This window comes from Pseudomonas sp. SORT22 (genome assembly GCF_018417635.1).
In the GTDB taxonomy this organism is placed as follows: domain Bacteria; phylum Pseudomonadota; class Gammaproteobacteria; order Pseudomonadales; family Pseudomonadaceae; genus Aquipseudomonas.
This window is the reverse complement of the sequence record NZ_CP071007.1, coordinates 3,469,948-3,482,230: the sequence shown is the minus strand read 5'-3', so window position 1 is coordinate 3,482,230 and position 12,283 is coordinate 3,469,948. Positions and strand designations below refer to the sequence as shown.

Sequence of the window (12,283 nt, the reverse complement as noted above, 5' to 3'; positions counted from 1 at the left end):
GCAAGCCCGCTCCTACTTATATTGCAGGAGCGGGCTTGCCCCGCGATGTCTACGCTTTCACCGGCGGCTCGTTACTCGGCGGGTCGCCCACGGTGGGCGGCACCGTCGGTTGCACCGGCACCTCATCAGGGTCCTGCTCTGGCACCGGCGGTGGCAGTGTCGGGTCGTCGATATTCGGATCGGGCGTTTCAGCCGGGATGGGAATGTTCATGGCCTGACCTCGCAACGGGGTTGTGGATGGCATGCTCAGGGTTTCGACCCCGGGCCCGGCCAATCGCTCATTTTTTTTGAACCCCGGGCCGCGCCCCCGCTCTGAACCTTTACCGCCACTTCATAACGGAGCAACGTTCGATGACCCGCGATGAGCCCTTCGAAACCGACCGTATGACTGCGGCTAGCGACCACCCGGGCCAGGCCCTGAGCCTGTCCCAGGCCCTGCTCGAACCGCGGATCGTGATCGAGAACACCGTGCCGGTGCTTGATGGCGGGCTGTTTGCGGTCAAGGCGGTGGTCGCTGAGCCGGTGCAGGTCAGCAGCAAGGTTTACGCCGACGGTCATGACGCCCTGGCAGTGATGCTCAACTGGCGCCAGGCCCACAGCCGGCGCTGGCACCGCGTGCCGATGCAGTTTGCCGGCAATGACCTGTGGCAGGCCGAGTTCACCGTCAGCGAGCAGGGCCGCCACCTGTTCAGCATCGAGGCCTGGATCGACCCGTTCGCCACCTATTGCCACGACCTGGAGAAGAAATTCAACGCAGGCGTCGCGGTGCCCCTGGAGCTGCAGGAAGGGCTGCTGCAGATCGAGCACAATATCGGTCGCAGCAACGGCCCCCTGCGTGACCAGCTGCAGGCCCTGTACCAGCACCTGCCCGGTTTGCCCGTCGACGAGCAGGTGGCCTTGCTGCTGCACCCGGACACCGCCGTTCTGATGGCCGAGGCCGAGCACCGTACCTACCTCAGCCGCAGCCCTGAATACCCGCTGGATGTCGAACGCATCCAGGCCCGGTTCGCCAGTTGGTACGAGCTGTTTCCGCGCTCGGTCACCGACGACCCCGAACGGCACGGTACCTTCAATGACGTGCACCAACGCTTGCCGATGATCCGCGACATGGGCTTTGACGTGCTGTACTTCCCGCCCATCCACCCGATCGGTGTGCGCCACCGCAAGGGCCGCAACAATGCCTTGCAGGCCGAGCCCGGTGACCCCGGCAGCCCTTATGCGATTGGCGGCGCCGAGGGCGGGCACGAGGCGATTCACCCACAACTGGGCAGCCGCGAGGATTTTCGCCGGCTGGTGGCCGCCGCCGCCGGGCACGGCCTGGAAATCGCCCTGGATTTTGCCATTCAGTGTTCCCAGGACCACCCCTGGCTCAAGGAGCACCCGGGCTGGTTCTCCTGGCGCCCGGACGGCAGCATCCGCTATGCCGAGAACCCACCGAAAAAGTACCAGGACATCGTCAACGTCGACTTCTATGCCGCCGATTCGGTACCGGCCCTGTGGCTGGCGCTGCGCGATGTGGTGGTGGGCTGGGTCAAGGAGGGGGTCAAGACCTTTCGCGTCGACAACCCGCACACCAAGCCCTTGCCGTTCTGGCATTGGCTGATCGCCAATGTGCGCAGCCAGTACCCGGACGTTATCTTCCTCGCCGAGGCCTTCACCAAGCCTGCGATGATGGCGCGCCTGGGCAAGGTCGGTTACTCCCAGAGCTACAGCTACTTCACCTGGCGCAACACCAAGGCCGAGCTGCAAAGCTACTTCGAGGAGCTCAACCAGCCGCCGTGGTGCTACTGCTACCGGCCGAACTACTTCGTCAATACCCCGGACATCAACCCGTACTTTCTGCATGAATCGGGGCGTGCCGGCTTCCTTATTCGCGCCGCGCTGGCGGCCATGGGCTCGGGCCTGTGGGGCATGTACTCAGGGTTCGAGCTGTGCGAGGCGACGCCGGTGCCAGGCAAGGAGGAATACCTGGATTCGGAGAAGTACCAGATCCGCCCGCGCGACTTCAGCCAGCCAGGCAATATAATCGCCGAAATCGCCCAGCTCAACCGTATCCGCCGGCAGAATCCGGCCTTGCACACCCACCTGGGCGTGGCTTTCTATAACGCCTGGAACGACAACATCCTGTACTTCGGCAAACGCACTGCCGAGCGCGACAACTTCATCCTCATCGCCGTCAGCCTCGACCCGCACAACGCCCAGGAGGCGCACTTCGAACTGCCGTTGTGGGAGCTGGGCCTGGACGACCATGCCGACACCTTCGGCGAAGACCTGATGAGCGGCCATCGCTGGACCTGGCATGGCAAGACCCAATGGATGCGCATCGAGCCCTGGCACCTGCCGTTCGCTGTCTGGCGTATCGAAAAAGCCCACTAGAAAGGAGTCGAGCATGGCCAAGCGCGCCCGCCCAGCCGCCTTTATCGATGATCCGTTGTGGTACAAGGACGCGATCATCTACCAGGTACACGTCAAATCCTTCTTTGATTCCAACAACGACGGCATCGGTGACTTCCCCGGCCTGATCGCCAAGCTCGACTACATCGCCGAGCTTGGGGTCAACACCCTGTGGCTGCTGCCGTTCTACCCTTCGCCACGGCGCGATGATGGCTACGACATCGCCGAGTACAAGGCAGTGCACCCCGACTACGGCACCCTGGCTGACGTAAAACGCTTCATTGCCGAGGCCCACAAGCGCGGCCTGCGGGTGATAACCGAACTTGTCATCAACCACACCTCCGACCAGCATCCGTGGTTCCAGAAAGCCCGGCGCGCCAAGCCGGGGAGCAAGGCCCGGGACTTTTACGTGTGGTCCGACAGCGACCAGAAGTACGACGGCACGCGGATCATCTTCCTCGACACCGAGAAATCCAACTGGACCTGGGACCCGGTGGCCGGCCAATACTTCTGGCACCGCTTCTACTCGCACCAGCCGGACCTCAATTTCGACAACCCGCAGGTGCTCAAGGCGGTGCTCGGGGTCATGCGCTACTGGCTCGACCTGGGCGTCGACGGCCTGCGCCTGGACGCCATCCCTTACCTGATCGAGCGCGACGGCACCAACAACGAGAACCTGCCCGAAACCCACCAGGTGCTGAAAAAGATCCGCGCCGAGATCGATGCCAACTACCCCGACCGCATGCTCCTGGCCGAGGCCAACCAGTGGCCGGAAGACACCCAGTTGTACTTTGGCGAAGGGCAGGGCGATGAATGCCACATGGCTTTTCACTTCCCGCTGATGCCGCGCATGTACATGGCCGTGGCCCAGGAAGACCGCTTTCCGATCACCGACATCCTGCGTCAGACCCCGGAGATCCCGGCCAACTGCCAATGGGCGATCTTCTTGCGCAACCACGATGAGCTGACCCTGGAGATGGTCACCGACCGCGAGCGCGACTACTTGTGGAACTACTACGCCGAGGATCGCCGGGCGCGGATCAACCTCGGCATTCGCCGGCGCCTGGCGCCGCTGCTGCAGCGCGACCGGCGCCGGGTCGAGCTTTTGTGCAGCCTGCTGCTGTCGATGCCCGGCACGCCGACCCTGTACTACGGCGACGAAATCGGCATGGGCGACAACATCTACCTGGGCGACCGCGATGGCGTGCGCACGCCGATGCAGTGGTCGATCGACCGCAACGGCGGGTTCTCGCGCGCCGACCCGGCGCGCCTGGTGCTGCCGCCGATCATGGACCCGCTGTACGGTTTCCAGTCGGTCAACGTCGAGGCCCAGGCCCACGACCCGCATTCGCTATTGAACTGGAACCGCCGCCTGCTGGCGGTGCGCAAGCAGCAAAAAGCCTTCGGCCGCGGCGCACTGAAGATGCTCACGCCGAGCAACCGGCGGATTCTCGCCTACATCCGCGAGTACACCGGCAGCGACGGCAAGGCCGAGATCATCCTCTGCGTGGCCAACGTCTCGCGCGCCGCACAGGCGGCTGAGCTTGAGCTGCAGCAGTACGCCGACAAGGTGCCGGTGGAGATGCTCGGCGGCAGTGCCTTCCCGCCGATCGGCCAGTTGCCGTTTCTGCTGACCTTGCCGCCTTACGGCTTTTACTGGTTCCTGCTCGCTGACAAGGACCAGATGCCCAGCTGGCACATGGAGCCGGCCCAGAGCCTGCCGGAGTTCACCACACTGGTGCTGAAAAAGCGCATGGAAGAGCTGCTTGAAGCGCCGTCGCGGGCCACTTTGCAAGACAGCATCCTGCCCCAGTACCTGCCCAAGCGCCGCTGGTTTGCCGGCAAGGAAAGCCGCATCGAACAGGTGCAGATCGCCTACGGCGTGCGTTTTGGCGACACCACCAGCCCGGTGCTGCTCAGCGAGATCGACGTGCAGGGCGGCGGCCAGAGCAGCCGCTATCAACTGCCGTTCGGCCTGATCGGCGAAGAAAACATCAACAGCCCGGCGCCGCAGCAACTGGCCCTGGCGCGGGTGCGCCGCGGCCGCCAGGTGGGGCTGATCACCGATGGCTTCGTGCTTGAGAGCTTCGTGCGCGCGGTATTGGCCGGCTGCAAGGACGGCTTGCGCTTGCCGTGCAGCGAGGGCGAGCTGCGTTTTACCGCCACAGAACAACTGGCGGCATTGAACCTGGGCGACGACGCGCAAGTGCGCTACCTGAGCGCCGAGCAGTCCAACAGTTCGGTGGTGGTCGGTGGCAGCCTGGTGCTCAAGCTGATCCGCCGGGTCAACCCCGGGGTGCACCCCGAGCTGGAAATGAGCGCCTACCTGACGGCCGCAGGCTTTGCCAATATCTCGCCGCTGCTGGCCTGGGTCAGCCGCGTCGACGCTAAGGCGCAACCGCACCTGCTGATGATCGCCCAGGGCTACCTGAGCAATCAGGGCGACGCCTGGGACTGGACCCAGAACAACCTCGAACGGGCCATCCGCGACGAGATGGAGCCATCGAGCAACGATCAGGACGTGCACACCGATGCCCTGCAGGACCTTGCCGATTTTGCCGCCTTGCTCGGCCAGCGCCTGGGCGAGATGCACCTGCTGCTGGCGGCGCCCAGCGCCGATCCGGCGTTCCAGCCGCGGGCCAGCAGCAGCCGCGACAGCCAGGCCTGGAACAAGCACATCAGCGCCCAGCTGAGCCGCGCCCTGGACCTGCTGCAAGCACATCGCGCCAGCCTCGACAGCGCCAGCCAGGCCCTGGTCGACGACCTGCAACAGCAACGCAAGAGCCTGCTCAAGCACATAGCCGAACTGAGCAAACAGGCGGTCGGCGGGCTGTTGATGCGTGTACATGGCGACTTGCACCTGGGCCAGGTGCTGGTGGTGCAGGGCGATGCCTACCTGATCGATTTCGAAGGCGAACCGGCGCGACCGCTGGATGAGCGGCGGGCCAGGCACAGCCCGTACAAGGATGTCAGCGGCGTGCTGCGTTCATTCGACTATGCTGCAGCGATGGTGCTGCGCAGTGCTTCTGCTGTCGACCTTTGCGAGGCTGCCCGTCAGGCGCGTCAGCGCGTCGCCCGCCGTTACCTGCACCAGGCCCGGCATGCTTTTGTCGAGGCCTATGGGCTGGCCACCGCGGCCATGCCCCATGCCTGGCAGCAGGCTGACGGCGAGCAGGCGGCGCTGGCGTTGTTCAGCCTCGAGAAAGTCGCCTACGAAATCCTCTACGAAGCCGAGAACCGTCCGCATTGGCTGGCCGTGCCTTTGCATGGCCTGCATGGTCTGATCAGTACCTGGGGAGAGCAGTAAATGACGCAACGCAAGCGCGAGGAAGGAGGACTGGGGCAGCGCGATATCGATGCCCTGGTAAGAGCCGAACATACCGACCCGTTCGCGGTGCTCGGTCCGCACCCGGATGGTGCCGGTGGCCAGTTTGTCCGCGCCTACCTGCCCAACGCTCTGAACGTACGGGTGCTGGCCCGTGACGACAGTCGCGTGCTGGCAGAGCTGGAGCAGGGCCCGGTACCGGGGTTGTTCATCACTCATCTGCGCGAATCGCAGCCGTACCTGTTGCAGATCAACTGGGCCGGCGGCGAGCAGATCACCGAAGACCCCTACAGCTTCGGGCCGTTGCTCGGCGACATGGACCTGTACCTGTTTGCCGAGGGCAATCACCGTGATCTTGCGGCGGCGATGGGCGCGCAACCGCTGAATGTCGAAGGTGTCGATGGCGTGCGCTTTTCGGTGTGGGCACCGAACGCCCGGCGGGTCTCGGTGGTGGGTGATTTCAACAACTGGGACGGCCGCCGTCACCCCATGCGCCTGCGCCATCCGTCCGGGGTCTGGGAACTGTTTGTGCCGCGCCTGCGGGCCGGCGAAGCGTACAAATACGAAGTGCTCGGGCGCGACGGCATCCTGCCGCTCAAGGCCGACCCGCTGGCCCGCGCCACCGAGTTGCCGCCGAGCACCGCCTCAAGGGTCGCCGGCCCCCTGGCCCATGACTGGCAAGACCAGGACTGGATGCAGCAGCGCGGTGAACGCCAGGCCAGCAGCGCGCCGCTGTCGATCTACGAATTACACGCCGGCTCCTGGCAATGTGAGCTGGACGACAATGGCGAAGTGGCGCGCTTTTACAACTGGCGCGAGCTGGCCGAGCGCCTGGTGCCCTATATCCAGCAGCTGGGCTTTACCCATATCGAGCTGATGCCGATCATGGAGCATCCGTTTGGCGGCTCCTGGGGTTACCAGCCACTGTCGATGTTCGCGCCGACCGCGCGCTACGGCAGTGCCGAAGACTTTGCCGCCTTCATCGACGCCTGCCACCAGGCGCAGATCGGCGTGATCCTCGACTGGGTGCCGGCGCATTTCCCCACCGACACCCACGGCCTGGCGCGCTTCGACGGCACCGCGCTGTACGAGTACGACAACCCGCTGGAGGGCTTCCACCAGGACTGGGACACGCTGATCTACAACCTTGGGCGCACCGAAGTGCACGGCTTCATGCTGGCCTCGGCGCTGCACTGGCTCAAGCATTTTCATATCGACGGCCTGCGCGTCGATGCCGTGGCCTCGATGCTCTACCGCGACTACTCGCGCAAGGCCGGCGAGTGGGTGCCGAATCGCCATGGCGGGCGCGAGAACCTCGAAGCCATCGACTTTTTGCGTCACCTCAACGACGTGGTGGCCCTGGAGGCCCCCGGCGCCCTGGTGATTGCCGAGGAGTCCACGGCCTGGCCAGGCGTCAGCCAGCCAACCCAGCAGGGCGGTTTGGGCTTTGCCTACAAGTGGAACATGGGCTGGATGCACGACACCCTGCATTACATCCAGAACGACCCGATCCACCGCACCTATCACCACAACGAAATGAGCTTCGGCCTGATCTACGCCTATTCCGAACATTTCATCCTGCCGATCTCCCATGACGAGGTGGTGCACGGCAAGCACTCTCTGATCGACAAGATGCCTGGCGATCGCTGGCAGAAGTTCGCCAACCTGCGCGCCTACCTGACCTTCATGTGGACCCATCCGGGCAAAAAACTGTTGTTCATGGGCTGTGAGTTCGGCCAGTGGCGCGAGTGGAACCACGACAGCGAACTGGACTGGTACCTGCTCAAGTACCCCGAGCATCTGGGTGTGCAACGGCTGGTCAGCGACCTCAACCGTTTGTACCGCGACGAGCGTGCGCTGCACGAACAGGACTGCGTGCCGCAAGGCTTTCAATGGTTGATCGGCGATGACGCGCACAACAGTGTGTATGCCTGGCTGCGCTGGAGCGTGAACGGCGAGCCGTTGCTGGTGGTGGCCAACTTCACCCCGGTGCCGCGCGAGGGCTATCGCATCGGCGTGCCGTTTGGCGAGCGCTGGGCCGAGGTGTTCAACAGCGACGCCGAGGGCTATGCCGGCTCCAACTACGGCAACCTTGGCGAGGTGGCCAGTCAGGCCCAGCCCAGCCATGGCCAGCCGCTGTCGTTGCGGCTCAACCTGCCGCCGCTGGGGGTGTTGATCCTGCGGCCGCAGTGATGGCCAGCGCTCGCATCACCAGCGCACCCTGACACCGAGGTTGCCGATCAGGCCGTTGAGGTCATTGTCATCGACATCGCTGCTGTAGTCGGCGCTGACAAACAGCGCCACTTTCGGCGTGACCCGCGCCACCAGGCCCAAGCCCAGTTCGACGGTGGCGGAGTTGCGCCCGCTGCTGATCTTGTCGACCTTGTCCAGGCTCACGGTGTCGGCATTGGAGAAGTCGTACCAGACGTTGGTGCGCACGAACGGCTCGATCGGCATGCCGCGCACGTTGTAGCGCGCCGACAATTTGGCACCGACCCGGCCGGTCCAGTTGGGCTGCTGGTCAAAGGCTTGCTGGGTGTCGGTCTGGGTCTGGCTGCCAGGAAAGTACTGCTGGTTGATCAACTGTGCTTGCGGTTCCAGGGTCCAGTTGTTGCCCAGGCTGATCGGGTAGCCGCCCTCGACCGAGAGGGTCAGGGCGTGGCCGTTGCCATCCAGGCGCTGGCCGCTCTCGCTGCGGCCATTGATATCAAAGCGCGTGCCCATGGCCACCGCATCCAGGTGCCAGCCCTGGTCGTGGGTCATGCTCCAGTACACACCCAGGCTTTGCCCGTCGAGGTTGAGCACGCTCTCTTTGTTGCCGACCTGGGGTTTGCGCAGGCCGTCGAAACCGCTTTGCAGGTTGCTGTGGCCGACAAAGAAACCGGCGCGGTGAGTATTGCCGCCGCCGGTTTCACGAACGAACAGATCAGGGCTGATTTGCAGGCTCTGGTTCGGCGTGGCGAGGTTGTCGGCCTCTGGGCTTGAGGTGCGCACTGCAGTCGGGAAAAACTGCGCCCACTGGCTGGCGATGCTGTCGTTCGGTGCTGGCGCATGGCGTTCGGCCAGGCGTTCGGAAAACGCACCGAGGGTGCTCAGGCCCAGGCCGCTGGCGCTGACCGGGTTGAGCGAAAGTGCAGGTTGGGCCTGTACCAGGTTGTTGAACGGGTCGTTATCCTCCAGGCCCAATGCATGGGTTTCCAACGGGGTTGCCAGTAGCAGCGACGTGGAAACCGCATAGAAAACATACTCAAAGCCCGCAGGATTCGGAGTTTTTTTCATGGCGGTTCTCCTCTGTTTTTATAAGCCAGGGTTCTGGCCTGATGTCACGGGCTGTAAAGCAAAACCAGAGGGCGACCCAAACCAGCAAACCGGTCCCTGTCGCGCGCTGAAAAGCGCGCGCTAGAGGCTCGGAATGGAATCTGCAGTTGCTGCATTACTTGTAGCTAAGGAGAGGACGGGGCGGGCGTCAAGAAAGCGTGAAATAACCGTTGTCAAGCTATTGGTAGTGGCAATTAGCTGAAATTAAACAAAAATTTACATCCTATAGCCGCAACCGCTCTTTCCAGCGGTGCGGCTATGCCGAATGATTGCTAAAGCTGCACTTCCACGGCCAATGGCAGGTGATCGGAGAGGTGGCTCCAGGGCTTGTTGCCGAGAATTTGCGGGGCATGGCTGTGGGCGTTGCGCAGGTAGATGCGGTCCAGGCGCAGCAGCGGCAAGCGCGCCGGATAGGTGCGGGCAAGCAGGCCGTGATGACGCTCGAAGGCTTCGTGCAGGTCGCGGTGCAGGTTGAGGGTGCGGTTGCCGCGCAGTTTCCAGTCGTTGAAGTCGCCGGCGATGATCACCGGGGCATCGCCAGGCAGCGAGTCGAGCAGCTTGCGCAGCAGTTGCAACTGCTGTTGCCGGTGGCTTTCGAGCAGTGACAGGTGCACGCAAATGGCATGCACCTCGCGCTGCCCGGGCACATCCAGCACGCAGTGCAGCAGGCCGCGGCGCTCGGGGCCGGTGATCGAGACATCCAGGTTGCGGTGTTCGATGATCGGGTACTTGGACAACAGCGCGTTGCCGTGATGGCCGTCCGGGTACACGGCATTGCGCCCGTAGGCGAAATCGCTCCACATGCTGTCGGCGAGAAACTCGTACTGCGAGGTTTGCGGCCAGCCGGCGTAACGGGCGGCATGGCGGTCGTGGGAGCCGAGCACCTCCTGGAGAAAGACGATATCAGCGCGGGTGCTGCGCACCGCTTCACGCAGTTCGGGGAGGATGAAGCGCCGGTTGAAGGCGGTAAAGCCCTTGTGGGTATTGACGGTCAGCACCCGCAGGCGCTTGACCGCGGCCGCCTGGTTTTCAGACATCATCGTCACGGAACAGCTCCAGCAACAGCAACGAGCGGCCACTGACCTGGAACTCGCTGCCAAAGTCATGATGCTCGCCTTTGCGCAGTTGCGGCCGGTCGGTGTCGATCAGGCAGTTCCAGTATTCGCCTTCCGGCACCTCGGGCAAGGTAAAGGCCACGGTATCGTGGTGGGCGTTGACGATCAGCAGCAAGGTGGCATCGGCGCCGGGGCGCAGAATACCGCTGACCTGGGCGCGGCCATCCATCAGCATGCCCAGGCAGCGCCCGTGGGCGTCCTGCCATTGCTCGACGCTCATCTCGCTGGCGTCCGGCGCCAGCCAGGTGACGTCCTTGACCCCGATCGCCTCATTGTAGTCACCGACCAGAAAACGCGAACGGCGCAGCACCGGGTAGGCCAGGCGCAGCTTGGTCAGGCGCTTGACGAACTTGAGCAACGCCGCACCATCCTCGTCCAGCTCCCAGTTGATCCAGCCGATCTCGCTGTCCTGGCAGTAGGCATTGTTGTTGCCGTGCTGGGTGCGACTGAACTCGTCGCCGGCGACGATCATCGGCGTACCCTGGGCCAGCAGCAGGGTGGCGAAGAAATTGCGCATCTGGCGCAGGCGCAGGGCCTTGATCTCGGGGTCGTCGGTGGGGCCTTCGACGCCGTGGTTCCATGACAGGTTGTTGTTGCTGCCGTCCTGGTTGCCTTCGTCGTTGTCCTCGTTGTGCTTGTCGTTGTACGACACCAGGTCGCGCAGGGTGAAGCCGTCATGGGCGGTGATGAAGTTGACCGAGGCGTAGGGCCTGCGCCCGCGGCGGTTGAACAGCTCGCCGGAGGCGGTCATGCGCGCGGCGAAGTCGGCCAGTTGGCCTTCGTCGCCTTTCCAGAAAGCCCGCACGGTATCGCGAAAACGGTCGTTCCATTCTGCCCAGCCGGGGGCGAAATTGCCCACCTGGTAGCCACCGGGGCCGCAGTCCCAGGGCTCGGCAATCAGCTTGACCTGGCTGAGCAGCGGGTCCTGGCGGCAGGCAACGAGAAAGCTGTGACGCTCGTCGAAGCCCTCGTGGTAGCGGCCGAGAATGGTCGCCAGGTCGAAGCGAAAACCGTCGACGTGCATCTCGCCGGCCCAGTAGCGCAACGAGTCGGTGACCAGTTGCAAGACGCAGGGGTGGCTGAGGTCGAGGGTGTTGCCGGTGCCCGAATCGTTGATATAGAAGCGCTTGTCATCGGGCATCAGCCGGTAGTAGGAGCAATTGTCGATGCCGCGCATCGACAGGGTCGGGCCCAGCTCGTTGCCTTCGGCGGTGTGGTTGTAGACCACGTCGAGAATCACCTCCAGACCGGCGTCATGCAGGTGCGCGACCATCTCCTTGAACTCGGCGATCTTGCCGTTGGCCAGGTAGCGCGGGTGCGGGGCAAAAAAGGCGATGCTGTTGTAGCCCCAATAGTTGTTCAGGCCCTTTTGCAGCAGATGCTGGTCGTTGACGAAGGCATGGATCGGCAGCAACTCGATCGAGCTCACCCCAAGCTGCTTGATATGCCCCAGCAGTTCGTCGCACATCAGCCCGGCAAAGGTGCCGCGATTGGCCTCAGGCACCGCCGGGTGGCGCATGCTGATACCGCGCACGTGGGCCTCATAGAGGATGGTGCGCTCCCAGGGAATGCCCACGCGCTGGTCGCGGCCCCAGGTGTAGGCCGGGTCGATGACCTTGCACTTGGGCACGAACGGCGCACTGTCGCGCTCATCAAAGCTAAGGTCGCCGTCGGGGTGGCCGATGGTGTAGCCGAACAGCGCCTCGGACCATTTCAGGCTGCCGACCAGTTGCTTGGCGTAGGGGTCGATCAGCAGTTTGTTGGGGTTGAAACGGTGGCCGTTTTCCGGATCGTACGGGCCGTGTACGCGGTAGCCGTAGATCTGCCCGGGATGGGCATCGGGCAGGTAGCCGTGGAAGATCTCGTCGGTGTACTCCGGCAGCTCGATGCGTTCGAGCTCGACCTCGCCGCTGGCATCGAACAGGCACAGTTCAACCTTGGTGGCGTTGGCCGAGAACAGGGCAAAATTGACCCCCAGCCCATCCCAGCTGGCGCCCAGCGGGAAGGGCAGGCCCTCGCGGATGCGCGAGGGTTCTAGGTGAACTTCGGCGGTAGGCTTTGGCTTGCTCATGGAAATCCTTGATCAGACCGGGGGTTGGCACAGGGGTTATCGCGGGGCAAGTCGAGGCGT

At 63.8% G+C, this 12,283-nt stretch carries 7 protein-coding genes; 3 read left to right on the top strand and 4 right to left on the bottom strand.

All coding sequences use genetic code 11. The features are described 5' to 3' along the window. Nucleotides 1-49: 49 nt before the first annotated feature. A complete protein-coding gene (locus JYG36_RS15705) occupies nt 50-211 on the bottom strand; it encodes a hypothetical protein (RefSeq protein WP_177329165.1) in 162 nt (53 codons plus the stop codon). Between the two features lie 140 nt (nt 212-351). On the opposite strand from JYG36_RS15705, the gene JYG36_RS15700 reads away from it, so the two are divergent. Genes JYG36_RS15700 through glgB form a run of 3 tightly spaced genes read left to right on the top strand, consistent with a single transcriptional unit; the run spans nt 352 to nt 7,912 of the window. Then, on the top strand, nt 352-2,376 hold the full coding sequence (locus JYG36_RS15700) for an alpha-1,4-glucan--maltose-1-phosphate maltosyltransferase (RefSeq protein WP_213601527.1): 2,025 nt from the start codon (nt 352-354) through the stop codon (nt 2,374-2,376). A gap of 13 nt (nt 2,377-2,389) precedes the next feature. Next, nucleotides 2,390-5,701: a maltose alpha-D-glucosyltransferase gene (treS, locus tag JYG36_RS15695; protein WP_213601525.1), complete on the top strand. Its 3,312-nt coding sequence runs from the start codon at nt 2,390-2,392 to the stop codon at nt 5,699-5,701. Next, on the top strand, nt 5,702-7,912 hold the full coding sequence (glgB, locus tag JYG36_RS15690) for a 1,4-alpha-glucan branching protein GlgB (protein ID WP_093383722.1): 2,211 nt from the start codon (nt 5,702-5,704) through the stop codon (nt 7,910-7,912). Nucleotides 7,913-7,927: 15 nt separating this feature from the next. Here glgB and JYG36_RS15685 read toward each other — a convergent pair whose 3' ends face one another. From JYG36_RS15685 to glgX, 3 genes are all read right to left on the bottom strand, one after another. After that, complete coding sequence (locus JYG36_RS15685; RefSeq protein WP_093383718.1) at nt 7,928-8,998, bottom strand: autotransporter domain-containing protein; 1,071 nt, start codon at nt 8,996-8,998, stop codon at nt 7,928-7,930. 311 nt (nt 8,999-9,309) lie between these two features. Then, a complete protein-coding gene (locus tag JYG36_RS15680) occupies nt 9,310-10,077 on the bottom strand; it encodes an endonuclease/exonuclease/phosphatase family protein (RefSeq protein ID WP_093383713.1) in 768 nt (255 codons plus the stop codon). Then, complete coding sequence (gene glgX / locus JYG36_RS15675; protein WP_213601523.1) at nt 10,067-12,223, bottom strand: glycogen debranching protein GlgX; 2,157 nt, start codon at nt 12,221-12,223, stop codon at nt 10,067-10,069. The genes JYG36_RS15680 and glgX overlap by 11 nt, the downstream gene beginning before the upstream one ends. Nucleotides 12,224-12,283: the final 60 nt, after the last annotated feature.